Source organism: Leptolyngbya sp. FACHB-671, from assembly GCF_014695745.1.
In the GTDB taxonomy this organism is placed as follows: Bacteria; Cyanobacteriota; Cyanobacteriia; order Elainellales; family Elainellaceae; genus JAAUTN01.
Map to the genome: position 1 here is coordinate 92,739 of NZ_JACJOV010000133.1, position 24,353 is coordinate 117,091.

The following is a 24,353-nucleotide window of genomic DNA, read 5'->3' on the forward strand; positions in this document are numbered from 1 at the left end:
GGTCACTGGTCGCTGGGTCAGTGACTAAACTCAGACTTTTGAATACTAGAATTGGTCTAGTTTCTCCAGTGTGGCTTGATGGAATTTGAATTTCAGGTGTGCGATCGCGATCTCTCCGATGAGATTCTTTCTGAGTATTTGCAGGCGGAGGCGATCGCTGTTGATACCGAAACGATGGGATTGTTGCCACAGCGCGATCGCCTTTGTTTGGTGCAGCTTTGTGACCCCAAAGGAAACGTAGCGGTCGTTCGCATCGCACTGGGGCAAACCGAGGCACCCAAACTTAAACAGGTTCTCGAGTCTTATAGCACCGTCAAGGTGTTTCACTTTGCCCGCTTTGACCTGGCGACGTTGCAGCATCACTTAAACATTCAAGTTCAACCGACCTTCTGCACTAAAATTGCCAGCAAGCTAGCCCGCACCTACACGCCCCGTCATGGATTGAAGGATCTGGTGCAGGAGCTAGAGAGAGTTGAGCTGGACAAAAGCGCCCAAAGCTCTGATTGGGGAAATGCTGCCAACCTATCTGAGGAACAGCTTCGCTACGCGGCAAATGATGTACGCTATTTGCTCAGCGTCAGGATCAGACTGACCGAAATGCTGAAGCGAGAGGGACGCTGGGAGCTAGCTCAGGAGTGCTTTGCCTGTCTACCTACCATCGTCAAGCTAGACCTGATGCAGTATTCCAGCATCTTTGAGCATTAATTCAACATGAAAATTGCAACCTGGAACGTTAACTCAATTCGCACTCGAATGGAACATGTGACCAACTGGTTGCAGGAGAATCCTGTAGATGTGCTTTGTGTGCAGGAAACGAAGGTTGTGGATGAGGACTTTCCGCGATCGCCCTTAGAAGCTCTGGGCTATCACCTCTACATCTACGGGCAAAAATCCTACAACGGTGTAGCACTGATTAGCCGCGCTCCGCTCACCGATGTGAAAATGGGCTTCTCAGCCGTTCTTCCCGAAACCCTGGTGGATGACCTTGATGACCAAAAGCGTGTGATCAGCGGCATTGTCAACGATCAGGTGCGACTAATTAACCTTTACGTACCCAACGGCTCTTCAGTCGGCAGCGATAAATATGAGTACAAACTGCGCTGGCTAAAAACCTTGCGGGAGTATGTACAAGCTTTGATGCTTCAGTTACCCAACAACCTATTGATCTGCGGCGACTTCAACATTGCCCTTGAAGACCTGGATATTCATAATCCTCAAGGGCGCGAAAAAATGGTGATGGCAACCGACCTGGAGCGGGAAAGCCTGAAAGCCGTCCTGGATTTGGGACTTCAGGACGTGTTTCGCAAATTTAACCAGGAAGGGGGACAGTACAGTTGGTGGGACTATCGCACCGCCGCTTTTCGTCGCAACCTCGGCTGGCGGATTGACCACCACTACGCCACTCAACCCCTTTATGACTCCGCAAAAAGCTGCACCATCGACATAGCTCCCCGCAAACTCGAAAAGCCCAGCGATCACGCCCCCGTTATTGTGGAACTTTAATCAGAACTAAGAATTACGTTGGAGGACAGCATTTACCGAAGAAACTTTTGGCTGAACCTGTAAATTTCACACCTTGACCTAACCTAATCCACAGATGAACGAGCAAGCTTGGCAAGTCGATCCGCAATCCAGATCTTGATAATCGATTGGCGGGTTACTCCGAGCCGCTTAGCTTCCTGGTCCAATGCAGCAACCATCCATGTTGGAAAATCAACATCAATCTGTTGCTGTTCGTATCCAGGACGTTTTGCTTGAGGGAGGTCTAGAGAATCGGTGATATCCTCTCCGTTGTCAAATTTGCTATCAAATTCGGTTGCTTTCATAAACTTTCACCTCTTCTACACGGGAGCAACGAACAGAAATAATGCGAATCTTGCCCTTTCGATAGGTAATTACCGCTGACCAATGCTTCTGAAGAATTTTGCCAATCACTAAGTATCTTGGCTCATCTTCAGTCTTTGCTGGAATCTCAATTCTGGCAGGATCAGCCCACAGTCTCTGTGCTTCTACAAAGTCAATCTTGTGCTTCTCCTGATTAGATTCGCTCTTAGATGAATCATACTCAAACTCCATAGGCTGTATGAGTCATACGCTCCTTTCCTCAGCGTTCTCTCACTCATCTTAATTTCTGCCTTGAGTGGAGCGATCGCACACCTCACATAAATCTTGAGCTACCCTACGGGAAGAAGCATATACAATCTGCCTCTAGCCCCCCGTCCCTAATCCTCACCCCCCAATCCCCATGTTTCTAGTTACTGGAGCCACCGGAGATCTCGGCACCCGCGTCATTAAGCGGTTGCGAGAAGAAGAAAAACCCGTCAGAGCCTTCGCGCGTCTGACCTCGCGCTATGCAGAACTTGAAAGTCGTGGCGCAGAAATTTTTGTTGGAGATCTGTTGAAAGAGCGAGATATTCAAAAAGCCTGTCAGGGCGTTCGCTATGTGATTAGTGCACACGGTGCAAGCGAAGCCGGTGGTGGCACTGCTGAAACGCTGGACTATTGCGCCAATATTGACTTAATTGATGCAGCAAAAGCTGCCGGAGTTGAGCATTTTGTCTTCATTTCCGTGCTGGGAGCCGATCGCGGCTATGAAGACGCACCGACATTTAAAGCAAAGCGGGCAGTTGAAAACTACTTGCAAGCTAGCGGACTCAACTACACAATCCTGCGTCCATCCGGCTTTGCTTCTAACATTGTGCCCTTGGCAGAGCGGTTCAAGCAATCCGGCATTTATTTCACTATTGGTGACCTGAGAATTCGCTCGTCGATCGTCAGCACCGATGATTTAGCCCGAATTGCAGTAGATTCCGTAGCCATTGACGCCGCCCGCAATCAAATCTTTGCGGTTGGTGGGCCAGAGATTATTGAGCGAGGCAACATTCCAAAAATCTTTGAACAGATTTTTAATCAGGAACCCGTTGTAATTAATCCGCCCATTGGCGCTGTGGATGGGATTCGCACCGTCGTAGGATTCTTTAATCCTGAAGCAAAGCAGGCGCTGGGAACTTTTCGGACATTGCTCTCGAATGAGTTTTACTGCACTGCTACCGAAATCGAGCGATTAGAATCGGTCTTCAACATGAGAATGGAAACCCTGGATAGTTACATCAGACGGTATGTGCCAGCTCAGGCTTAGGCACCAAAGCCACCACCACCGGGAGTTTCAATTACAAACAGATCACCTGAATGTACCTGTACTTCTGCCTTACCGGGTAGAGAGGCGATCGCCCCATCCTTTCGTTCTACAAAGTTACGACCGATCGCCCCAGGTTCACCTCCCTGCAACCCAAAGGGGGGAATGATCCGATGCCCTGAGAGAATTGCGGCAGTCATCGTTTCGCGAAAACGGATGCGGCGAATCACGCCATTACCTCCCGAATGGTGTCCTTTGCCGCCACTGTTGTGCCGAATTGCAAACTCTTCTAGCAACACGGGAAACCGCCATTCCAATACTTCTGGATCGGTGAGTCGTGAGTTAGTCATGTGAGTTTGCACGGCATCGGTTCCGTCAAACGTTGCTCCAGCGCCAGAGCCACCACAAATAGTTTCGTAGTATTGGTGCTGCTCATTGCCAAAGGTGAAATTGTTCATCGTGCCTTGGGCTGCCGCCATAACACCGAGAGCACCGTAGAGTGAGTTGGCGATCGCCTGTGAAGTCTCCACATTTCCCGCAACTACAGCAGCAGGATAATGTGGATTTAACATGCAGCCATCGGGAATGGTAATTTCCAAAGGTTTCAAGCACCCCGCATTGAGTGGAATATCATCTTCCACAAGGGTGCGAAACACATATAAAACAACTGCTTTGCAGATCGCAAGAGGTGCATTTAGATTGCTCTGCTGTTGGGGTGAAGTGCCTGTGAAATCGACGTGGGCAGAGCGATCGCCCCGATTAATCGTAATCTTCACGCGAATCTCGCAGCCGTCATCCATTGGATAAACAAACTGCCCATCCTGCAATACATCAATCACTCGTCGCACAGACTCTTCTGCATTGTTTTGCACATGCTGCATGTAAGCCCGCACTGTTTCTAAACTATAGTGTTCGACCATTCGCAGCAATTCCTGTGACCCTCGCTCATTCGCAGCAACCTGAGCCTGTAAGTCAGCAATATTTTGTGAAACACTCCGAACCGGATACTCCCCAGAAGTGAGTAGATCAACTAATTTAGATTCACAAAACTCTCCTTGATTCACAAGCTGAAAGTTATCAATTAACACTCCTTCTTGCTCCATTGAGGTGCTGTGAGGCGGCATAGAGCCAGGAGTAATCCCACCAATATCAGCGTGGTGTCCACGAGATGCAACGTAGAAGAGAGGAGTAGAGGGATGGGAAGTTGCTACAGTGGCAAAAACGGGAGTGATAACGGTGATATCAGGAAGGTGAGTACCACCGTTGTAGGGGTTGTTGGAGACGTAAACATCACCGGATTTGAGAACATCACTTTTTGCTTGAATCAAACTGCTGACGCTCTCGCTCATAGAGCCGAGATGGACTGGAATATGAGGCGCGTTGGCAACCAGTTGACCGTGCTGGTCGAAGATGGCACAGGAGAAATCTAGCCGCTCTTTGATATTAACGGAATAACTGGTGTTTTGTAATGTGATGCCCATTTCTTCAGCGATCGCCCGAAATAGGTTGTTGAAAATTTCCAGAAGAACAGGGTCGGGTTTGCTGGAGGTTGAGGGTTGGGAAATGAGAAGGGGTTCGTCTTTTGTTCGTTGTTCTTTGCTCTTTATTTGGGTTAACACCAAATGGTTTCGCTGGGTCAGTTCTGCGCTCCAGCCCGGTTCAATGACATTGGTGCCGGTGGGTTCGATGATTAGGGATGGACCGGGAAGGCGATCGCCTGGTTTCAGGTCTTCTCGCTGGTAAACCGGGGTGTCGTGCCAGGTGTCGTGAGTGTACATCTGGACGGTGGCGATCGGGTTGAGCGGGGTAGTTCTGCCCGTAGGAAGCAGAGGTTCGGTGAGTGGCGTGGTTTGTCCAATTGCTTCCACTGAGACAGCTTCCACAATCAGGACTTTGTGAGGCATGGTGAAGCCATAGCGCTGATGATAGGACTGCTCAAAGTGAGTTCGTATCGTGTCTGCATCACCAAAGTCTACGATCAGGGCAGAATCCGTGCCTTCGTAGCGAAGATGAGTTTTAAGCAACGTTTGGATGCGATCGCCACTCACTCCCTGTGCCAGGATTTCCTGCTGAGCTTCTGCACTCAACTCCTCCAACATCTGCTTTAGCGTAGGAATTGTATCTGGAGTTAAGCGAACCTCTGCTGCTTTTTCTTTGAGGGTACGAAGGTCAGCTAAACCAATACCATAAGCTGACAGTACGCCTGCATAGGGATGAATAAAGATTTGCGTCATGCCTAGCGCTTCAGCAATCAGGCAGGCATGCTGTCCACCTGCGCCACCAAAGCAGCAGAGAGTGTACTCAGTTACGTCATAACCCCGCTGAACCGATATCTTTTTGATTGCGTTAGCCATTTTGTCGATGGCGATCGCCAAAAACCCTGCCGCCACTTGTTCTGGAGTGCGAGAATCACCTGTTTTGGAGTGAATTTCTGCACTCAACTCAGCAAACTTTTGCTGCACAATGGCATTATCCAAAGGCAAATTCCCTGTTTCGCCAAACACATGAGGGAAAAACTCTGGCTGAATTTTGCCTAACATCACATTACAGTCGGTCACTGCAAGTGGTCCACCCTTGCGGTAGCAAGCTGGTCCAGGGTTTGCCCCTGCGGATTCGGGTCCAACTCGATAGCGAGAACCATCAAAAAACAGAATTGAGCCTCCCCCTGCCGCAACCGTGTGAATCGACATCATTGGGGCACGTAGTCGCACCCCTGCTACTTCTGTTTCAAAGGTGCGTTCATATTCCCCATTAAAGTGAGAGACATCGGTGGAGGTGCCTCCCATATCAAAGCCAATAATTTGATTGAATCCAGCGCCAGTGCTGGTTTTGACGGCTCCTACAATTCCTCCAGCGGGGCCAGAAAGGATACTGTCTTTGCCTTGAAACAGTCGGGCATCAGTGAGTCCTCCATCCGACTTCATGAACTCCAGTTTGGTAGAGTGAGTTTCTGTTTTGGTGAGGTTGGCTGCGACCTGCTCTACATATCGCCGCAAAATGGGTGATAAGTAGGCATCAACAACGGTAGTATCTCCCCGACTCACCAGTTTCATTAATGGACTCACTTCATGGGAAACAGAGATTTGAGTGAAGCCGATTTGTTGGGCGATCGCCATCACCTGTTGCTCATGTTTGGGATAGCGGTAGCCATGCAAAAATACAATCGCACAGGCATGAATGCCATCTTCAAAGGCAACTTGCAATGCTTGAGTTAAGCGGGCTATTTCTTCAGGGCTGATGGCAATGAGTTCTTCACCTTGTGCCGTGTAGCGCTCCTCGACTTCAATCACCTGTTCGTACACCATTTCGGGTAAAACAATGTGACGCGCAAAGATATTTGGACGATTTTGATAACCAATTTTCAGGGCATCCCGAAAGCCTTTTGTGATTAGAAGGAGGGTACGATCGCCTTTTCGCTCTAACAGGGCATTGGTCGCCACCGTTGTCCCCATCTTCACCACCTCAACCGCTCCTGATGGAATGGGTTCATCAGAGGCAATTCCTAGAATGTCTCGAATACCTTGAATGACTGCATCCTGATATCGTTCTGGATTCTCTGACAACAGTTTGTAGACAATCACCCACTGACGATCAGGCAGCGAGACAACCTGAAACCGTTCAGGAGAATGAGAGAGGTGACGGGCGATCGCCTCATCATCCGTCACGGCAACCAAGTCAGTAAACGTACCCCCGCGATCGGCAAAAACTTTCAGCATAGAGCAGTGCTCACTGGGCTAATGCCATGACAATTTCACTTGATTGTATGACACCTGTTGGAAATCACTGCAACATGTTGAACGACCAGTAATTCGAGGGTTGTCAGCGCTGCAAAATTAAAAATGTTGAAATCCTTGACTGAGGTTAAGGGCAACATCAGGCTGTCCATTGCTCTGGCTTAACCAAACTTCGCTGCCTGCAACAATACTGCCAACAATCGCCGCTCCACTGCCCAAACGGTTCCTTATCGACTCAGCCAGATCAGGAGGCAAGCACAGCACCAGTTCAAAATCTTCCCCCCCATACAAAGCCCAATCCAGCGCTTGCTCTGGAGCAAGCCATTGCTCAAAAGCAGTCGGCATAGGAATTTTTGCCTTTTCCAACTTGGCTCCTACACCGCTGGCTCGACAAATTTGCAGGACGGCATCTGCTAGCCCATCACTGCTATCCATCCCAGCCAGCCTAAAGGGAATTTGGACGGGAGATTGGAGGGAATAAACCTCTTGCAAGATTGGCAGAATGTCTAAACGTGCGGCAGGACGCTGGTGCGCTTTGATGAGCTGATCGCGATCGCCCCCACTCAACCCGGTCCCCGCATCGGGATTCAGTAACAGTTCCAGCCCAGCCCGCGAGGCTCCATGAACACCCGTCACCAGAATTGCATCTCCCGGTTGCGCCTGAGAACGAAGGATTGCTTGATCCGGAAAGACCTGACCAAAGGCAGCGATCGCCACAGTCAACACCGTCGAGCGACACACATCCCCGCCCACAATCGGCGTATTGTACTGCTCTAAACAATCAGCTATGCCCTGGTAAAGCTGCTCAACCCAACTCACGGGCAAGTCTCCTGGCAAACCCAGTCCAACCGTAATTCCCAAGGGAGAAGCACCCATTGCGGCTAGGTCAGAGAGGTTGGCGATCGCCGCCCGCCATCCCACATCTGCCGGAGAAGTCGTATGCACACCCGGAGATGCCAGTCCCACACTGAAATGCACTCCGTCAACCAGGATATCGGTCGTTACCACGACCGACTGGCCCGTCGCCACAGCCATGAGTGCTGCATCATCACCAACCACAGCAGGGGGGCAAAAACGCTGCAATTTCTGCAAAAGCGCCTGCTCCCCCAAATCACGAATCAACATGAGACAACTTTAAGCAGCTTGCGGCTCTACCAGATTTTCAGCGCCTTTGACGACTTTGGCAGAGATAATCTTGTCGCCTTGCTTGAGTTGTTCTAGAACTTCCTTATTCTCGATGACGTAGCCAAAGACCGCATAACGTCCATCCAGCAAATTCAGCCCAGCAGGAGTCAATTCTGGCTCAAACAGGAAGAAAAAGAATTGCGACGAACCTCCATTGGCATCCTCACCGGGACGAGCCATTCCCAACGTGCCGTAGGCAGAGAAAGGTAGTACGGGCTTATCTAGATAGCGTCCTGCATCCTCTAGCGTGATTCCATAAGTCGGCTCAGTGTCACCTTCTACCAAAACTTCCAAAGGAATTGCCCGATATTCACCCGTGTTCGGATCAATAAAGCCTTCTTCTTCTCCGGGTGGATCGCCGATTTGCACTACGTAAAAGTCTTCTGCACGGGTAAACTCTAGCCCGTCATAGAAGCCACGCTGCACCAAATCGACGAAATTTCCAGCGGTGACAGGAGCACTATAGCCATCCACGACTAGCGTCATCGTGCCTTTACTGGTTTCAACCTCAACCGTGGCACGACCCTTAAGTTGGGGCAAATTGCTGTATTCAGCAGGCACCTCAAAGGGAAAATCTTGCACCATCAACTCTTCGAGCTGACCGATCATGTCCAACATTTTGCCCCGCCGAATCCAGATCGCTTCTTTGTCTTTGGTTTCGACGTCTTGCCGCATAGCGTTGATCTCATTCTGCAATTGCAAGACAAGATATTCTGCTTGAGGCTTGTTCTCATCGGGAACGGTAGTCAGCAATTCTGAACGGCGCGAATTGAGAATTCGTTCGGCTTGAGCCAAATTGCCGTTGATTGCACCAAATCGTCTGCGTGCCCGCAGCACTTCCGAAATTTCTTCAATGCTGGTTTGAATTCGTCGCACAGCAGTGTTGTCAATCGGCAATGCATATCTAAGCAACGCTTTGCCATCAGTAATAGCGTTACCAGGCGGCAAAGCGCTAATCAACACATCCGCTGAGGCTGGGCTAACGCACCAAGTTGTACTGAGTCCCAGAAATAGAGCAGCCTGCACTGCAATCAAGACTCCGGCTTTGAGGTAGGGGCTAAGGAAGCTGGCAAACCTCTTGCAAAGTTCAGTTGAACTCGTCTTGGGGGATTCACTAGCCGTTTTTGCAAGAGCGATAGTCATCAGAATTGCTTAAAGAACTCGGCATGAGAGCGGGGATTTTTTGGAACAACCCCATGTTTAATCTTGCCACAGTGCGGGAATGGGGAGAGGGAATGGCGATCGCCATTCCTCATCCCCACATCTCTAATCCCCAAAATGCTTCTCAGGAAAGTGAAGACGCACCCACTTGAGCGGTACAATAAGTTGCCAATTGTTCTCCTTCAAAAGATTCATGATTTCCAGCAATGACTTTCGCCCAGGTGTCAGCATTGAGCTAGATGGCTCCGTGTGGAAGGTGGTTGAATTCCTCCACGTCAAGCCAGGGAAAGGGTCTGCATTTGTCCGCACTAAGCTAAAAAATGCTCAGACTGGCAGCGTGATCGAGCGGACGTTTCGAGCCGGTGAGACGGTTCCTCAGGCGACGCTCGAAAAAAGCACAATGCAGCACACCTACAAAGAAGCTGATGACTACGTCTTCATGGATATGGAGACTTACGAGGAAGGACGCCTCAACGCCCAGCAGATTGGTGATCGCGTCAAATATCTGAAAGAAGGTATGGAAGTAAACGTCGTGCGCTGGGGGGAGCAGGTCATCGAAGTTGAACTGCCCAACTCTGTCGTGCTGGAGGTGACGGAAACTGACCCAGGAGTCAAGGGTGATACGGCCACCGGAGGCACCAAGCCCGCAATTGTTGAAACGGGCGCTCAGGTGATGGTGCCGCTGTTTATTTCAATTGGCGAACGGATCAAGATTGACACCCGCAATGATACATACTTAGGACGAGAGAATTAGTGATTTAGCTGGGTGGTGGCGACAGGCGATAGGCTAAAAACGCCATAGCCCAAGCCTGTTGCCTGTTGCCTATTTTGAGGGGTCACATAAGTGGAATTTGATTTTAACGAACTCCGTCAACTGCTGGCGGTGCTAAATCAAACAGATATAGCAGAACTGACGTTAAAGAGCGATGACTTTGAGCTAGTCGTGCGGAAGGGTTCTCAAATTGGCGATCGCTCTCCAACCAGCGGTGTCGTTGGGGCAGAAGGCTTTGCGCCACCCGTAGCGATTTTGCATTCCCCAACTCCTGGGGCAGCTACGACGGCAGCCGATGTTAGCGTCACCGCTTCAGTGCCGACCCCTGCCCCTCCTGCAAGCGATCGCCTGGTCGATGTGATGTCGCCTATGGTCGGCACCTTCTACCGTGCGCCCGGTCCAGACGAGTCACCTTTTGTAGAAGTGGGCGATCGCATTCGCCCAGGGCAAACCGTCTGCATCATCGAAGCGATGAAGCTGATGAACGAGCTAGAAGCCGAAGTATCCGGCGAAATTGTAGAAATTTTGGTGCAAAACGGAGAGCCCGTAGAATACGGGCAAGCTCTGATGCGAGTCAACCCTGGCTAGATTAAACATCAGCGGGTTCTAGCCGCAAGAATACTTCCTCAAATCGCCACAGCAAGTGACTACTCAAGTTTTGGGAATAGCTCCACCAGCCGTTCAGGGCAAAAATGTACTCCCTTGGTAGGCTACCTGCGGGGGCACGAAAGCCATATTTGAACATATCCCACTGGAGCAGCCAAATATTATTTACATACCAGCCAATTTGCGCTCCAAATTTGCATTCACTCTTGCTTTGGGCAAACAGCCAGGAGTCTGTTTTGCAGTTTAGCTCACGCCAAATTTTGCTTTGAGTGCTAAACCCAAAGCGGCCATTGCTATATTTGACCCAAAGGCGATCGATCGCAGCAAGTGTTGCAACAGGCAAATTTCTCACATCTTCTTCACTGAGCCAACCCGCTTCTTCGCGATTCATAATCTTCAGCAAGATTGCTTTAGTCTCAAGGTCTGCATCTTTCCAACGACCCGATGCCATGAGTAGCTGCAAGTAACTTAAATCGGTTGATTGAGGTTGTGCTTGATAAGTTGTGTTTTCTTGATAAGCCGTGTTTTCTTGGTAAGTTGTGTTCTGGTGAGCCCAATCTGAATAAGTTGCGTTTTGGTAAGACGTATTTTGATGATTTTGATAAGTAAAGTTGTCAGCAGAATTTTGAGGAGGCTCGTTGTAGCGGGGCTCATTATAGGGTGTTGAAAAGCCCATTTCAGGAGCGAAGTCATAGGACTTTAGAAAAGCATAAGCTGCATTAATTTCCTTCACCTTTTCCTGGGCTTTCTGTTGGAGCCTGGGATTGTGCGTGAAGCGGTCAGGATGCCAAACAACAATCAAATCCTTGTATGCCTGTTTCACTTCATGCTTTGATGCACCGGGCTTAAGGTCAAGAATCTGGTAGTAGTAGGCACAATCCATAAGAAATCAACTGAGATAGGGTAAATTGCTTGAAACTCAAACAGATTAGCTTTTGTAGTTTACAGACCAAGTTTATTTCAGTCCGGATATCCTCAAAAACTCAACTAGAATCTTCAAAGCTAGCAACTGCATCATGACAAAACTTAGGGCGATCGCTTCTAATTTCGTTGGCTACTTAACTCGGTTTAAGCCATTGAATGCATGACTAATTCATATCAATTCCCTAAAGATTTGCTGTTAGAGAGTATGGTTTATGAATTTAATCGATCGCATCAGTTGGGCTGCCCTTGAGCGCATGATTCACACTCAGTTTCCAGCAGTTCGGCAAATTGAATCTGAAGAACTGGCAGCGAGACTAGAGCAGACAGATTTGCCCCAGCTAATTTTGCTGGATACGCGCAACCCGGCAGAATTTGCGGTTAGTCATTTAGCTAACGCCCGGCAAGTTGATCCTAAGCTGGAAACGTTCGAGAGCTTGAGGCTCCCTTTGAACACGCCAATTGTGACCTACTGTTCAGTCGGATATCGGTCGTCAGCGATCGCCTCTCGCCTACAAGCGGCGGGCTACTCCAATGTGGTCAACTTGAAGGGATCAATCTTTCAATGGGCAAATCAAGGCAGACCCCTTTACCGAAACGAACAGATTGTTCAACAGGTCCATCCTTACAATTCGCTCTGGGGAAGACTTTTAGATGCTAAATTTCATGCTTACGAACCGTAGTCAAACAATAAAAACTGCTATCGAATTTGCTCAAAAGCGTTTGCTCAAAATCAACAATTTATTCTGAGAAGATCAAGTGCATTTATGCAGATTTATCAGAAGCACATGGAGGAAATTTAGCCTTCGAACTTTTGTCGGTGGGATTCTCCAGACCAAAACAGACGGATATCTGTACCGGACCTCTTGGGACAAATTCGCCAGAATTAAGAAGTAACCGGAGGAACTTCCTATGACAAGCAACCAACCAGGCAATCAAAAATCTTTTGTTCAATCGATTTATCAGTGGTACCGCAGCACCATTCGCAATCCTAAATATCGCTGGTGGATCATCTTAGGAACTCTGGCTTACTTCTTCAGCCCCATTGACATTGCTCCAGATTTCATCCCGGTGATTGGGCAGATCGATGATGTAATGCTAATGACTCTACTGGTGTCAGAGCTATCTCAATTGATGATCGAGCGGGTTAGAAATCGCAAAGACGAAGATGCAGTTGCAGCAGGTAGCGATCGGGTCGCCTCAAGCGTAGATCAAGAACCTGTTACCGTTGATGCCATCCCCGTTGAGTAGCCAAACCTCCTAAAAATTTGAGATTTAACCTTCTGTAGAGACACGATTCAACGTTTTCCTTAATGAAGGGGACAGGGCAAAGCTCTGTCCTTTTTTTTGCCCAAATTTGTCTTAAAAGGATTGACTCACCTGACGTTCTAGATGAGCCGCAATGCTCGCCTGTTTCTCTAAATCATCCGTCTCCAAATAAACTCGCATTAAAGGTTCTGTACCAGACGGACGCAGTAATACCCAACTGCCATCTTCCAGATAAAGTTTAATTCCATCCTTGCGACCGATCTGCTTAACCCTGATTCCAGCGATGTCGGCTGGCGGATTCTGGCTAAAGGTATCCATCAGAGCTGCTTTGTGAGAATTACTCAGACGAAAGTCGAGCCGATGTTCATAACGAGGTCCTCCTGCATCCGCGATCGCCTCTTCTACCAGTTGGCTCAGCGGTTTGCCTGCGTAGGCGATCGCCTCCACCACGAGCAGGGCTGCTAGTACCCCATCCTTTTCAGGAATGTGTCCTGCAATGCTCAGCCCGCCTGACTCCTCACCGCCAATTAGCACGTTGGCAGTTCGCATTTTTTCGCCGATGTGCTTGAATCCGACTGGCGTTTCATAAAGCTCCAGCCCATATTTCAGCGCCAAATTATCGAGCAGATGGGTTGTGGCAACCGTCCGAGCGATCGCCCCCGTCTTACCCCTCTGTTCAACCAAATGGCGCGTCAGCAGCAGCAAAATTGCGTTGGGCGTGAGAATATTTCCCTGATCATCCACAATGCCAAAGCGATCGCTATCTCCATCAGTGGCAACTCCCAGAGCCGCCTTATCCTGCTGCACTGCTTTCACCAAGCCTCTCAATTGCTTGCCTTTGGGTTCAGGAATGCCACCACCAAACAGCACGTCTCGCTGCATGTGGAAGGCTTCAGTCTGACAGCCGCAGTGGCTTAACGCGACATCCAAATAGCCACGCGAAGTTGAGAACAGCGCATCGTACTTGACCTGTAGATTAGCCTTGCGAATCCGCTCGATATCCAGCAGCGTGTATAAGAACCGGAGGTAGTCAGGTTTAGGGTCAAAGGTAGAAATCTGATCAGTCCGATCGCCGCTGGGAGGTCGAGTCGATACTCGATCGAGCTGAGCTACGATCGAGTCGGTAATTTTTGATGTAGCCGGGCCAGCATAGTCAGGGATATATTTGATGCCGCAATACACGGCTGGGTTGTGGCTGGCTGTGAACATAAGCGCGCCTGCCGAGTTGAGCAATTTGGCGCTGTAAGCGATCGCTGGAGTTGGGCAATCTCGCTCTACCAGTTTGACTGTCCAGCCTGCATCTGCCAGCACTACTGCTGCTGTTTTGGCAAATTGATCGGCAAGGAAGCGAGTGTCATAGGCAACCAAAACAGGACGCGATTTGGAATAGGCAGTTTCTAGATAATGGGCAATCGCCCGTGTGACTCTACACACATTGGCAAAGGTAAAATCATCCGCAATGATTCCACGCCAGCCGTCCGTGCCAAAGCAAATTTGGCTTGTATCGTTGGCTGCCTTCATTCTGCCTTTCCTCCCTCACCTGAGTCGAATATAGCGCTTTACGCTCGACTCTCCACTCGCCATCTCTGATGACTATTGCTGCGTCTACTAATTTCCTGCACCTACACAGCTCTCAGCTAGACAAACCACTAATACCGAGGTAATCGTAGCGGTTGGTTGAAACTCTTGAGTTTCGTTAAAGTCAGCGGTTGTCGAAGGATAAACGCCAGCAGTTTGCTGATTGAAGTTGCCCGTTCCAAAGGAAAGGTTAGAGGCAGGATGATTCTCAAAACGGACGTATTCCCGCCCTTCATTTTGCGTGTTATAGGAAAGCGTTGCTTTACCGTAAGCTGATTCTGCTTGGGCGATCGCCACTCCCGGACCCACTGATTCACCAGTGAGAAACTTAGGATTATCAGTCATTAAACCTTGAATTACATCCTCATCTGTAAAGGTTCCACCTGGCAGATAGAGAATGTAAAACTGAACTTCGCCAGCTTGACGAACGGCGATCGCATCAAAGTCTGCAATAAAAGGAGACTCAACCACAAACTCGGTTTCTGCTCCCAACGCCTGCTTTAACTCGCCCAGGGTCATTCCTAATTTGGCTAGCCCAATTCCCTCGGCTGAGATGCGTCGCTCATCGGAAACAGCTGTCTCGGATACTGAAGGAGTAGAACTGGGAGACGGAGCAACTTCTTCAGCAGCAGGCGTGCTATCTGGCACAGAAGCTTCTGGACTGACGGGAGGAACAGTACCGCAACCCGCCAACCCCAGCAAGATACCAGAGAAAATTAAGTACTTTTTCACAAACGTCTAGCTAAAATTTCAATGAAATCGTAACAAGTAACCTTAGATCAACGGAAGCAATTTGAGCAACTTAGTTCCCCCTTCTCGCTCTGGTTGAAAATACGAAATAAATGGAGCGATCGCCTAGTAGAAACCTATCGAGGTTAGTCCGGCATCCGTTAAATCAAAGGTTTCACCATCCATACAGATTGGGAAGTATAGCCTAGTTTCTGGTAAAGGCTAATCGCAGGTTGATTTGCAACAAAAACCTGTAGACCCATTTGGCGATCGCCCCTCTCTTTTGCCCACTCCTCCGCATGATGCATCAATGCTGACCCAATTCCTTTGCGGCGATGAGCAGGCAAGACGTAGAGCAAGAAAATATGAGAGTGGCGATCGCCTCTTACCTGATCAATAGCGTTTCCTAACCACAAGCAAGCAATTGGCGATCGCGCATAAGTTCCCGTACCAAATTCAGGCTTATGAGCATCGGACTGCCCAACCCACCAGAGCGGCGTTTCCTTTGAGAAATACTGCTCAACGGTTCGCGCAAGATGAGCAAAGGACTGATCAGGATATAGCTCCTGATACGTGCGCTGCATAAACTTCACCAACAGCGCCCGATCTAGCCCTGAACCTGACCAAAGCACATAATCGGCGGGAATTGCCACAGCTAAAACCCAGCGACGCTAAAAGGAAGCCGCTTCAGGCAAGCCATGCACCAAAATTTCTAATGTGGGAGGCAAATCTGCAACAGCTTCGGTGTCTGCGGCTTGTGCTTGCTCCTCTGGTTGCTCGATGGGAGCAGGAGCCATCATGTCAGAAGGCAGGAAAATTCGCGCACTGACGGCAACGAGGGCAACCACAAAAACCAGGACAACTAAAAGCGGCGCAATATATTGACGAAAAATAGCCATGATGGGTGAAGGGATTTTAAGAAAAAATCTCAAGTTTTATAAAGCTCTTTCATCCATCCTACTACCATTCATTCTGAGTGATCGCTATCCTCGACATCTCCTAAGCCCGGTCTAGGAACTGGTAACGGACCCGGATTCCAGGGAGCAAACAGCGGCAACAGCAACAGCCCCGGTAAAGCGGCAATCAGAGTCAATAGGAAAAAAGTTGTCCACCCTGTAAGTTCTACAATCCTTCCGGCTGGAGCCACTAAAATATCGCGGCTGACTGCCATTAAGCTAGACAGCAAGGCAAACTGCGTTGCCGAAAATCGCTGATTACAAAGGCTCATCAGAAATGCCACAAAGGCAGCGGTTCCCAAGCCAGCACAGAAGTTTTCGATATTGATCGCTACAACCATGAAGGGATAGTTTCGCCCGATTTGCGCCAGGATGAGGTAAGTCAGGTTGCTAACTGCCTGAAGTCCACCAAAAATCCAGAGGGAACGGTTAATTCCCAATTGGCTTAAAACTGCACCACCCGCCAACACACCTACGATTGTTGCCAGCAGACCCATTCCACCCTGGATGGCACCAATATCAGTTTGACTAAAGCCCGCCTGCAGCAGAAATGGCAGGGACATATTGTTGACTAGCGCATCGCCCAGTTTATAGAGAACGATGAAAACTAGAATAGCGATACCCTGGAACAACCCCGATCGCTGAAAAAATTCCAGGAAGGGCATTTTGATCGCTTCTGCCAAAGAGGATGGCGGGCGATCGCGCAAAATCGGTTCCGGTGCCCAAATGGAGAAAACAATACTAATTGCCATCAGCCCTGCCAGACACAGATAAACTGCCGTCCAGGGAATTCGGTCTGCCAGGATAAGCGCCAGGGAACCAGTTAACAGCAGCGCAATCCGATACCCTAAAACGGCAACGGCTGCTCCTGCTCCCATTTCTCGCTCTTCCAGCACATCGGTGCGGTAAGCATCAAACGCAATATCTTGACTGGCACTAAGAAATGCGATCAGCAATGCATTCACGGCAAGAAGCTGGAGTGCTTGAGTTGGGTTTTGCAGAGCCATAGCGGCGATCGCTAGTGTTAAACCCACTTGCGTAATCACCAGCCAACCCCGGCGGCGACCCAAAAATGGTGGCATGTAGCGATCGATCAACGGTGACCAGAGAAACTTCAGTGAATAGGGCACCCCCACCAAACTAAAGGCTCCGATCGAAGCCAGATCAACTCCCTCAACTGTCATCCAGGACTGTAGCGTCCTACTCGTCAAAAACAGCGGCAGTCCTGACGCAAATCCCAGAAACAGCAGTGCTGCCATTCGCTGGCTCTGAAAAACCTTAAAGAAAGAATCAACTGACTTCACGATCGCCCTCCGGCTCCTGACAGGAGAAATGCCTCTCCGATTCAGTCATCTTGCCATAGAGCGATTATCAAAAAGTCTTTGTTTCCCGCTAATGCACCAACCCATGCAGAAAGAGCCGCCCTTACAATCATTCACCAGTCATTCTTCCTATCTGCTTCATCACCTGTAGCACCTTAAGAAGCACATTACGTCCCGGCAATAGCAGCATCACATCCGAGACATCATAACGAGGCTGTGGTTCTTGAATGAGTTTAATGAAAGCAAAACTGCTGCCGTTGGTTACCAATCCATAGGTCAATCGCGCAGGGTGAGGAGTTGCCAGCATATATCCCAACGCCTGAGGGATTGCGCGATCAATGCCAAAGACCGAATTTTTTGCCTCCACTACCAAAACCCAGAAAAAGTCTTTGATCACCAGCGCATCAATTCGACCTCTCCAAAGTTCATTTGCTTCTGTAACTTCAATCTGTACGGGCTCCTCCAGCCTGACCTCAAACGGATATCGATAGAACCCAGCTAGATGCAACAAAGGAGAAACCACTATTAGCTTGATCAAACCTTCAGAAATTTGCCCCATTCGAGTTTGATCAAAATACTCTTGCTGTACCTGCTCCAGATAGCGTTTTTCCTCATCACTCAACTCGGGAAGAGCTTCATGCCACTCCGCAAAAAACTCAGGATCATCTGTTAGCTTGAGATTCTGCTTTTCCTCTAGCTCCGGCAACGTGAGGTTACTGATTGCAAGGCTCTGTACCATTTGTATCTCAGCTGCGGATCTGGACCGGCATGACCAGGTAAGTCATTTTCGTGCCGCCTAAAGGAGTGAGAATTGATGGGCTGGTTGCCGTATTGAACTGCATCTGAATTTCGGTAGTGTTGAGAGCCTTCAACCCTTCCACCAGATATTTCACGTTGAAGGCGATTTCTAAGTCTTCACCAGAAATTTGAGCCGCGACAGATTCGCGACCACTGCCCACGTCAGCAGCGTCTACCGACAAAACTAACTCCTGCTCAGCGTTGTTCATTTCCAGCTTCACAATGCTGTTTTTTTGGTCTGCGAGGACTGCAATTCGCTCTAACGCACCAACAAATAGGCGACGCTCAACCGTCAGTTGGCGGGAAAACTGACGTGGAATCAGTTGCCGATAGTTGGGATATTGTCCTTCAAGTAAGCGGCTGGTAAGGCGCTGATTTGCCCACTCAAAGGTTAACTGCCCCTGGTCAAAGTGAACGGCGATCGCCCCCGTATCCTGATGCACTTGCAGCATTCGTTCCAGTTCTCGGAGAGCTTTACTTGGAACCGTCACATCAAATTCGGCTTTTGCCTCTGCATCAGTCGTTCCTTTGCCATTTGCCTTAGCTGCGCTAGACGGCTCTTCATCCGGTTCCACATTCACAGTTTGGACTACCGCAAGACGATGCCCATCCGTTGCGGCAAACTCTAGGCTATCTGGCTCCACCGTCAAATGCACCCCAGTTAAAACCTGCTTAGTTTCATCAGCACTCGTTGAGAACAGCGACCCGCGCAGCCCTTCAATCAAAGATTCAACGGGCAAATAGGTCACATCCCCATCTTCAATCGTTGGCAATTCGGGATATTCTTCTGCGCCCATGCCGCGAACCTGATACCGCCCGAAGGCACAGGTCAACGTTGCCGTCATATCACCCGATTCAGTTGCCAAAGTAATTTCGCCATCGGGCAAACGCGAAACGATATCGCTCAGCAGCTTAGCAGGCAGGGTCAGCGTCCCCCCTTCCTCAACCTGTGCCGCAAAGCTAGTTTGCACTCCCAAACTCAAGTCAAATCCAGTGAGACTGACGCGCTGAGTTTCCTCATCCGCCTTCAACAGCACATTTGCCAAAACGGGATGGCTGGGACGCGAAGGAACAGCGCGGCTAACCAGGGAAAGGTGAGAACTAAGTTCGTTTTGGGCACAAATGAGTTTCATGGGTGAAAAATTGATGCTTGCGGCTGTCGGATTGAGGGCTGCTGGGGCAAAGACGGATTGAAGGAACTTGGGTATGCTCTGCGAGATTTCAACTTTTGGACGCTTTAACTTGAGTTAGCTGGCTTGGCTAGTAAACGGTTCGCGATTGTTTTGTAACGGTTCAGCGTTTAGAGATCAGATCCTTTGTACTATTTAGTTGTACAAAAGCTAGTACTTCAACTAGTACACTGAAAAGCCAAGGACAAGTTCTGCTTGGAACGAGATCCTAACACCCTTACCGCCTTTAATTGAACCTTTCAATTTGTCGAATCTGAAGCATTCATCCGTGACTTTAAAGGATTCCGGATCGGATCTTTAAAAAGAGATCGGTAGTAGTAGGGCCTGTGGAAAATGTGGAAAAAGTCAGGGGATCACGCCAGCATAGGGATCTTGAAAGTTTCTAACTTGTGGAGAACTTGTGGAAAAAGAGAAGAGTGTTTTACACAGTATTTATACTCATCTAGCATTTCCACCTAAACCCTGGCTTTTCCACGCTGGTTTCCCCATAGTTTTCCACAGAAAAATAGTGCTTTTCCACAGAATTTTTCCTCTTAATATTCCTTAATCTAAGAACGCTACAAAAGTTTACTTTAGGGGACTTAGGAAAAACCTCTATATGAATTTCGTCAGGTTGGCTGGAAAATATCTCTGCTCTGTACAGAAAGATCTCTGAAAAATAGCAACTTTTCGGCGAAAGTTTGTTGTTTAGCCTGTAAATGAAGCGATTTTTGGCAGGAGTAATGAGGTTGCTCCAGAAACTGCACCAATAAAAATGTCAAGAATTGGGCTTGTGCTGTTTAGAGCTTGATTAAACAGCCTGGTTTTAGTACATTTGTACTATATTCATGCGTTGTTGGTTCTGCGATGCAGATGCCAGGGTTGAACGGGAGAGGGCAGGATGAGTCTTGAGCAAACGAATCAGTTGATTCAGTTAGTCCTAAATTCGGCGCTGATGGTGTCGGCGTGCGTAGTGATTTTGGGTGGACTGCTGGTGCGCCACACTGCAACTCATAGGCAACTGCGATCGCTCACTCAGGAATATGCTGAGCTGATGGGCGGCTCGGTTTTGCTCAGGGGCGATCGCTTGCTCCAGGTCAAGCACCAACTGCGGCAGTTGCGACAGCAATATCAGGATGCCTATCGCAGCATTTTGGTGATTCACTATGCGCTGTTCATGTTTGTGTTGAGCGGGCTGACCGTTGCCCTGAGAACGATCGCGAATGCGGATTGGCTGATTACAGCAGCATTAGTGCTATTTATCGTTGGGTTGGTCATGCTGCTGCTGGGATTAGCGCTGGCGTTGGCAGACCTTCATGCAGCCAAGCGATCGCTCTGGAATGAGATCCAGTGGGCGCTCAGCTTAGGCAATGCAGGGGAAACACCTTTACTAGAAGGCAAACCTGAAATGTTGGAGAAGCGATCGCCCCTCCCCAAAAAAACAACTCGCAAACTTCCTAAACTGACCAAATCCTCTAGGCAACAAAAACCTAAAACCGGAGTGATTTAATACCGCTACTGCTATACACCTCGCTGGCGGCTCGATGCAGCAGCGAGTGACGATAGACCAGCGCTTCAAAATCATCGCCATAGCCGCCGCCAATGACACAAGCGACCGGATAGCCTTGGGCAGCACAGGTACTCAAAACCTGCATTTCCCGGCAAAAAAGGCCGCGGTCGCTGAGAGCCAGTTTGCCCAGGCGATCGCCCGAATGTGGATCAACTCCCGCGTCGTATAGCACCAGGTCGGGCTGAAACCCAGACAGCAAATCGGGTAAATATTTCGCCAAGGTTTGCAGATATTCCTCATCTTCCATGCCGACGGGTAAAGGCACATCCAGGTCGCTGGTTTGCTTAGTGCCGGGAAAATTCACCTCGCAATGCATCGAGAAGGTAAAAACAGTCGGGTCGTCCTGAAAAATGAATGCAGTGCCGTCCCCCTGATGCACGTCCAGGTCTACGATCAGGACTTTTTGGACTAACCCTTGCTGCTGAAGAACACGGGCGGCGATCGCCAAATCATTAAAAATGCAGAACCCTGACCCGTAGCTAGGAAAAGCGTGATGGGTTCCGCCTGCGGTGTTGCAAGCTAGCCCATGCTCTAGCGCCAGTCGTGCCGTTAAAATTGTGCCACCCACCGCGATGCAGGTACGCTGCACCAGCGCCGGACTCCAGGGTAAGCCAATTCGCCGCTGAGCCTTGGCATCCAGCGTTCCCTCGCAGTAATCTCGAATGTATTCCGGTGTATGCACCAGTTCGATCCATTCCTGGGGCGGGGCTTCAGGCTGATGAAATTGGGATGCAGAAGCGACTCCATCCGCCAGCAAGGTTTGGTACAGCCGCCTAAACTTCTCCATTGGGAACCGATGTCCAGGTGGCAGAGGTACAACGTAATCAGGGTGATAAACGAACGGCAGATCCATCTAACGTAAAATCAATCCTTGTACTTAAACCCGTCATGCAAACCGAAACGTTTTGGCAATTAGGCAGCAACAGCCCCGACAATGCCAGCCATTTTGCCACGATCAGCCGATGGTGGGCTGAGTTGAGTGGCAAGGAAGTTACCTGGCGACAACGCCTGATTCCTCCCAATGGAGATTTGAGCGTACTGAACTGGGAAACCCAGCGGTTCGACGAGACGATTCTCTTTGATGCGGCTGAAACGCGCGGTATCACGCTCTACTGGCGCAAATCTGGCTCTACGGATGAACGCAATACCACCCCTCACAAACTGGCACTCGATCATTTGCATCAGCGCCTTTATGTTTTTCCGCGATCGCAGCAAGAAGTCGTGATTCAAATTGGAGTCCCTGAAGAGGTTTACCGATCGCTCGTCGTTACAAACCCCCAAATCGAACGTAGCACAAGCGGCAAAGACCAAATTCTCACCCTCAAAGACGACCTCCAGCAGCTAGAGATCAAAATCTCTTTGGGCGCTGAAAATTTCGAGCAACTCAAGCGACTGCTCAGAGTTGAAGACTAATCCCAACAGAATCTTAGCGAGAAGCGACAGCCTGAGCCATTTTTCCCTACAGTTAAAACAGTAGACACTTTTTGGCACGCCGATGATGGTGCGGCAGCCTGCGCTACCATTCACGCAGGAGTCCTAGTGGGTACGGTGTTCAGGTTTCATGAGGTGTTATGTCGTCTTTCAATTGGTTTAATCGGCAGTACAACGATCGTGTCGATGCTCAGACCGAGCCAGCAGAAACTCCCTCAACTGAGCCAGAGACCGAATCAGCAGAACCCGCTGAGGCGGACTCAACCCCAGATGTGTCAGCAGACTACCTCAACTGGGCAAAAGCAGCTTACCAAAACATTCAAAAGCGCCAGCAGACCAGTACAACTGCTTCACCGCCAACCGTTACCGAAACGGCTCAGACTAGCTCTGCAGAAACTCCCCAAGCCGCTGAATCATCTGACTCTGTGTCTAAACCAGCAGAGCCAGTTTCTCCTATAGCTGAGTCAGAAACGGAATCAGCGCCAACGGCTGAACCTGTTTCTGAAGACGAGGCTGAACCGGCTTCTGAAGCTTCTCTAGAAACTCTTCCTGAGCCTACTGCTGAACCTACCTCAGAACTTGTTGCAGAAACTGCTGCTGAACCTGATGCGGAAGTTTCCTCCACAGAGAGCATTCCTGAAAGTTCTACCGAAACACCTGCAAGTGATGAAGTCGCTGCCACTGCTCCTCTGCCTTTTTGGGCGCAAGCAGAAGCAGAGCGGCAAGAACGCTTGGAGCGACTTAAAGCAACAGCAATCGAAGAACCTGAACCTGTTCCTGTCGCTGCAACAACAGCAACTCCAGAACCAGAAACCGCTGATTCCGGTTTTCCTGGAATTGAATTTGACGAAAATTTCCTCTGGTCAGCCGAGGTGTTAGCGTCCCAGGGTCGCCGTCCCGAGCAAATTTCAGTTGAGGAGATTACCTGGCTAAAGCGGCTGCGGCAGGGACTGGACAAAACCCGTCGCAACCTGGTGAATCAACTGCGGTCGATCGTTGGGCAAGGACCGCTCAACCAGGATGCGGTCATGGAGATCGAGTCCCTGCTGCTTCAAGCAGATGTGGGAATTGTGGCGACCGACTACATCATCGAGTCGCTGCAAAACAAGCTGCGCCAGGAAGCACTGCCCCCAGCAGAGGCGATCGCTTACCTCAAGCAAATCCTGCGCGACATGCTGGACAACCCTCTAGGCAAATCCTATTCCCCCACCTTCGCACCCGAAAAAGAGACACTCAACATCTGGTTAATAACCGGGGTAAATGGTGCCGGGAAAACGACAACAATTGGCAAAATCGCCCATATTGCCAAAAAATCGGGCTACAACTGTCTGATCGCTGCGGCTGATACTTTCCGGGCTGCGGCAGTGCAGCAGGTTAAAGTATGGGGCGATCGCAGCAACGTAGAGGTGATCGCTAACCCTGGCAAAAACACTGACCCGGCTGCCGTTGTATTTGATGCGATCGCTGCTGCCCAATCTCGCAACACCGAACTGCTGCTCATCGACACCGCAGGTCGCTTGCAAAACAAGAAAAACCTGATGGACGAGCTGAGCAAAGTTCGCCGCATCATCGACAAAAAAGCGCCGAATGCCAAAATTGAGTCGCTGCTCGTGCTGGATGCCACGCTGGGGCAAAATGGACTGCGTCAGGCGGAAGTCTTCTCCGAGGCAGCTCAGCTTAGCGGTGTCGTCCTCACCAAGCTAGATGGCACTGCCAAAGGCGGAATCGCTTTAGCAGTCGTACAGCAGCTTGGACTACCCATTCGCTTTATTGGAGCAGGCGAAGGCATCGAAGACTTACGCCCCTTTTCTAGCTACGAGTTCGTCGAAGCGCTTCTTAGCGGCTGAGTCAAGACTATTTCAAAGCAATTTGAATAGACATGCAATAGATTCCTGTACGGGCTTGGCAACGCTAAGCCCCTGCTTAAACTTGGCTATCACAAGCTCTGTTTAGACTGAAATGTTTTAGCATTTAGCAAACATATGTCATCAGTTCGACACAATCTTGTCAGACTGT

General features: G+C 49.6%; 24 protein-coding genes. 10 read left to right on the top strand and 14 right to left on the bottom strand.

All coding sequences use genetic code 11. The features are described 5' to 3' along the window. The first annotated feature begins 78 nt into the window (after nucleotides 1-78). Nucleotides 79-705, top strand: coding sequence for a ribonuclease H-like domain-containing protein (locus H6F93_RS20285; protein WP_190644059.1), 627 nt, complete (start codon nucleotides 79-81; stop codon nucleotides 703-705). Between the two features lie 6 nt (nucleotides 706-711). After that, the gene (gene xth, locus H6F93_RS20290) at nucleotides 712-1,503 is read left to right on the top strand and encodes an exodeoxyribonuclease III (protein ID WP_190644060.1); all 792 of its coding nucleotides are present in this window, start codon (nucleotides 712-714) and stop codon (nucleotides 1,501-1,503) included. 83 nt (nucleotides 1,504-1,586) lie between these two features. Here the strand turns inward: xth and brnA are convergent, their stop codons facing one another. Both brnA and H6F93_RS20300 read right to left on the bottom strand, forming a co-directional pair. Next, entirely contained in the window at nucleotides 1,587-1,826 is a 240-nt protein-coding gene (gene brnA / locus H6F93_RS20295) for a type II toxin-antitoxin system BrnA family antitoxin (protein ID WP_190684488.1), read from the bottom strand. Then, a complete protein-coding gene (locus tag H6F93_RS20300) occupies nucleotides 1,807-2,076 on the bottom strand; it encodes a BrnT family toxin (protein WP_190644062.1) in 270 nt (89 codons plus the stop codon). The genes brnA and H6F93_RS20300 overlap by 20 nt, the downstream gene beginning before the upstream one ends. Before the next feature lie 169 nt (nucleotides 2,077-2,245). Between H6F93_RS20300 and H6F93_RS20305 the strand changes: the two genes are divergently transcribed. Next, on the top strand, nucleotides 2,246-3,139 hold the full coding sequence (locus H6F93_RS20305; RefSeq protein WP_190684491.1) for an SDR family oxidoreductase: 894 nt from the start codon (nucleotides 2,246-2,248) through the stop codon (nucleotides 3,137-3,139). Here H6F93_RS20305 and H6F93_RS20310 read toward each other — a convergent pair. The 3 genes from H6F93_RS20310 to H6F93_RS20320 form a co-directional block, all read right to left on the bottom strand. Beyond that, complete coding sequence (locus tag H6F93_RS20310) at nucleotides 3,136-6,852, bottom strand: hydantoinase B/oxoprolinase family protein (RefSeq protein WP_190684494.1); 3,717 nt, start codon at nucleotides 6,850-6,852, stop codon at nucleotides 3,136-3,138. The genes H6F93_RS20305 and H6F93_RS20310 overlap by 4 nt on opposite strands. Before the next feature lie 117 nt (nucleotides 6,853-6,969). Then, on the bottom strand, nucleotides 6,970-7,995 hold the full coding sequence (thiL, locus tag H6F93_RS20315; protein ID WP_190684497.1) for a thiamine-phosphate kinase: 1,026 nt from the start codon (nucleotides 7,993-7,995) through the stop codon (nucleotides 6,970-6,972). A gap of 9 nt (nucleotides 7,996-8,004) precedes the next feature. Further along, nucleotides 8,005-9,198 (bottom strand): peptidylprolyl isomerase, encoded by a 1,194-nt coding sequence (locus H6F93_RS20320; RefSeq protein WP_190684500.1) that lies wholly within the window; start codon nucleotides 9,196-9,198, stop codon nucleotides 8,005-8,007. 211 nt (nucleotides 9,199-9,409) lie between these two features. Here H6F93_RS20320 and efp point away from each other — a divergent pair, with 211 nt between their 5' ends. Together efp and accB are read left to right on the top strand one after the other, a co-directional pair. Then, a complete protein-coding gene (gene efp / locus H6F93_RS20325) occupies nucleotides 9,410-9,970 on the top strand; it encodes an elongation factor P (protein WP_190644067.1) in 561 nt (186 codons plus the stop codon). Nucleotides 9,971-10,060: 90 nt separating this feature from the next. Continuing rightward, nucleotides 10,061-10,576, top strand: coding sequence for an acetyl-CoA carboxylase biotin carboxyl carrier protein (accB, locus tag H6F93_RS20330; protein WP_190684504.1), 516 nt, complete (start codon nucleotides 10,061-10,063; stop codon nucleotides 10,574-10,576). 1 nt (nucleotide 10,577) lies between these two features. Here the strand turns inward: accB and H6F93_RS20335 are convergent, their stop codons facing one another. Continuing rightward, nucleotides 10,578-11,477, bottom strand: a complete 900-nt coding sequence (locus H6F93_RS20335) for a GUN4 domain-containing protein (RefSeq protein WP_190684507.1) — start codon at nucleotides 11,475-11,477, stop codon at nucleotides 10,578-10,580. A gap of 253 nt (nucleotides 11,478-11,730) precedes the next feature. Between H6F93_RS20335 and H6F93_RS20340 the strand changes: the two genes are divergently transcribed. Together H6F93_RS20340 and H6F93_RS20345 are read left to right on the top strand one after the other, a co-directional pair. After that, entirely contained in the window at nucleotides 11,731-12,198 is a 468-nt protein-coding gene (locus H6F93_RS20340; RefSeq protein ID WP_190684512.1) for a rhodanese-like domain-containing protein, read from the top strand. 229 nt (nucleotides 12,199-12,427) lie between these two features. Then, a complete protein-coding gene (locus H6F93_RS20345; protein ID WP_190644071.1) occupies nucleotides 12,428-12,766 on the top strand; it encodes a YkvA family protein in 339 nt (112 codons plus the stop codon). 111 nt (nucleotides 12,767-12,877) lie between these two features. Here the strand turns inward: H6F93_RS20345 and H6F93_RS20350 are convergent, their stop codons facing one another. The 7 genes from H6F93_RS20350 to dnaN all read right to left on the bottom strand — a co-directional run bounded on the left by H6F93_RS20350 (nucleotide 12,878) and on the right by dnaN (nucleotide 19,300). Further along, nucleotides 12,878-14,305: a phosphoglucomutase/phosphomannomutase family protein gene (locus H6F93_RS20350; RefSeq protein WP_190684515.1), complete on the bottom strand. Its 1,428-nt coding sequence runs from the start codon at nucleotides 14,303-14,305 to the stop codon at nucleotides 12,878-12,880. Between the two features lie 87 nt (nucleotides 14,306-14,392). After that, the gene (locus H6F93_RS20355; protein ID WP_199313850.1) at nucleotides 14,393-15,094 is read right to left on the bottom strand and encodes a hypothetical protein; all 702 of its coding nucleotides are present in this window, start codon (nucleotides 15,092-15,094) and stop codon (nucleotides 14,393-14,395) included. 158 nt (nucleotides 15,095-15,252) lie between these two features. Further along, nucleotides 15,253-15,744 carry a GNAT family N-acetyltransferase gene (locus tag H6F93_RS20360; RefSeq protein ID WP_347277335.1) on the bottom strand — a complete coding sequence of 164 codons (492 nt, stop codon included), beginning with the start codon at nucleotides 15,742-15,744 and terminating at the stop codon, nucleotides 15,253-15,255. A gap of 18 nt (nucleotides 15,745-15,762) precedes the next feature. Beyond that, nucleotides 15,763-15,990: a DUF8624 family small hydrophobic protein gene (locus H6F93_RS20365; RefSeq protein ID WP_190644073.1), complete on the bottom strand. Its 228-nt coding sequence runs from the start codon at nucleotides 15,988-15,990 to the stop codon at nucleotides 15,763-15,765. Nucleotides 15,991-16,058: 68 nt separating this feature from the next. After that, nucleotides 16,059-17,351: an AmpG family muropeptide MFS transporter gene (locus tag H6F93_RS20370; RefSeq protein ID WP_524537981.1), complete on the bottom strand. Its 1,293-nt coding sequence runs from the start codon at nucleotides 17,349-17,351 to the stop codon at nucleotides 16,059-16,061. 127 nt (nucleotides 17,352-17,478) lie between these two features. Next, a complete protein-coding gene (locus H6F93_RS20375) occupies nucleotides 17,479-18,108 on the bottom strand; it encodes a type I restriction endonuclease subunit R (protein ID WP_190684543.1) in 630 nt (209 codons plus the stop codon). Between the two features lie 7 nt (nucleotides 18,109-18,115). Beyond that, entirely contained in the window at nucleotides 18,116-19,300 is a 1,185-nt protein-coding gene (gene dnaN / locus H6F93_RS20380) for a DNA polymerase III subunit beta (RefSeq protein ID WP_190684546.1), read from the bottom strand. Between the two features lie 937 nt (nucleotides 19,301-20,237). Here dnaN and H6F93_RS20385 point away from each other — a divergent pair. After that, nucleotides 20,238-20,846: a DUF2721 domain-containing protein gene (locus H6F93_RS20385; protein ID WP_190644076.1), complete on the top strand. Its 609-nt coding sequence runs from the start codon at nucleotides 20,238-20,240 to the stop codon at nucleotides 20,844-20,846. Here H6F93_RS20385 and H6F93_RS20390 read toward each other — a convergent pair. Beyond that, nucleotides 20,827-21,759 (bottom strand): histone deacetylase family protein, encoded by a 933-nt coding sequence (locus H6F93_RS20390; RefSeq protein ID WP_190644077.1) that lies wholly within the window; start codon nucleotides 21,757-21,759, stop codon nucleotides 20,827-20,829. The two genes, H6F93_RS20385 and H6F93_RS20390, sit on opposite strands and share 20 nt — an antisense overlap. A 35-nt stretch (nucleotides 21,760-21,794) precedes the next feature. On the opposite strand from H6F93_RS20390, the gene H6F93_RS20395 reads away from it, so the two are divergent. Then, nucleotides 21,795-22,319 carry a hypothetical protein gene (locus tag H6F93_RS20395; RefSeq protein ID WP_190684550.1) on the top strand — a complete coding sequence of 175 codons (525 nt, stop codon included), beginning with the start codon at nucleotides 21,795-21,797 and terminating at the stop codon, nucleotides 22,317-22,319. Between the two features lie 158 nt (nucleotides 22,320-22,477). Continuing rightward, nucleotides 22,478-24,184, top strand: coding sequence for a signal recognition particle-docking protein FtsY (gene ftsY, locus H6F93_RS20400; protein ID WP_190684553.1), 1,707 nt, complete (start codon nucleotides 22,478-22,480; stop codon nucleotides 24,182-24,184). The last annotated feature ends 169 nt before the right edge of the window (nucleotides 24,185-24,353 follow it).

Bases quoted from the DNA above. Each gene is read 5' to 3' on its own strand.
- H6F93_RS20285 (WP_190644059.1), top strand. From the start codon at position 79: ATGGAATTTGAATTTCAGGTGTGCGATCGCGATCTCTCCGATGAGATT.
- xth (WP_190644060.1), top strand. From the start codon at position 712: ATGAAAATTGCAACCTGGAACGTTAACTCAATTCGCACTCGAATGGAA.
- brnA (WP_190684488.1), bottom strand. From the start codon at position 1,826: ATGAAAGCAACCGAATTTGATAGCAAATTTGACAACGGAGAGGATATC.
- H6F93_RS20300 (WP_190644062.1), bottom strand. From the start codon at position 2,076: ATGGAGTTTGAGTATGATTCATCTAAGAGCGAATCTAATCAGGAGAAG.
- H6F93_RS20305 (WP_190684491.1), top strand. From the start codon at position 2,246: ATGTTTCTAGTTACTGGAGCCACCGGAGATCTCGGCACCCGCGTCATT.
- H6F93_RS20310 (WP_190684494.1), bottom strand. From the start codon at position 6,852: ATGCTGAAAGTTTTTGCCGATCGCGGGGGTACGTTTACTGACTTGGTT.
- thiL (WP_190684497.1), bottom strand. From the start codon at position 7,995: ATGTTGATTCGTGATTTGGGGGAGCAGGCGCTTTTGCAGAAATTGCAG.
- H6F93_RS20320 (WP_190684500.1), bottom strand. From the start codon at position 9,198: ATGACTATCGCTCTTGCAAAAACGGCTAGTGAATCCCCCAAGACGAGT.
- efp (WP_190644067.1), top strand. From the start codon at position 9,410: ATGATTTCCAGCAATGACTTTCGCCCAGGTGTCAGCATTGAGCTAGAT.
- H6F93_RS20335 (WP_190684507.1), bottom strand. From the start codon at position 11,477: ATGGATTGTGCCTACTACTACCAGATTCTTGACCTTAAGCCCGGTGCA.
- H6F93_RS20340 (WP_190684512.1), top strand. From the start codon at position 11,731: ATGAATTTAATCGATCGCATCAGTTGGGCTGCCCTTGAGCGCATGATT.
- H6F93_RS20345 (WP_190644071.1), top strand. From the start codon at position 12,428: ATGACAAGCAACCAACCAGGCAATCAAAAATCTTTTGTTCAATCGATT.
- H6F93_RS20350 (WP_190684515.1), bottom strand. From the start codon at position 14,305: ATGAAGGCAGCCAACGATACAAGCCAAATTTGCTTTGGCACGGACGGC.
- H6F93_RS20365 (WP_190644073.1), bottom strand. From the start codon at position 15,990: ATGGCTATTTTTCGTCAATATATTGCGCCGCTTTTAGTTGTCCTGGTT.
- H6F93_RS20375 (WP_190684543.1), bottom strand. From the start codon at position 18,108: ATGGTACAGAGCCTTGCAATCAGTAACCTCACGTTGCCGGAGCTAGAG.
- dnaN (WP_190684546.1), bottom strand. From the start codon at position 19,300: ATGAAACTCATTTGTGCCCAAAACGAACTTAGTTCTCACCTTTCCCTG.
- H6F93_RS20385 (WP_190644076.1), top strand. From the start codon at position 20,238: ATGAGTCTTGAGCAAACGAATCAGTTGATTCAGTTAGTCCTAAATTCG.
- H6F93_RS20390 (WP_190644077.1), bottom strand. From the start codon at position 21,759: ATGGATCTGCCGTTCGTTTATCACCCTGATTACGTTGTACCTCTGCCA.
- H6F93_RS20395 (WP_190684550.1), top strand. From the start codon at position 21,795: ATGCAAACCGAAACGTTTTGGCAATTAGGCAGCAACAGCCCCGACAAT.
- ftsY (WP_190684553.1), top strand. From the start codon at position 22,478: ATGTCGTCTTTCAATTGGTTTAATCGGCAGTACAACGATCGTGTCGAT.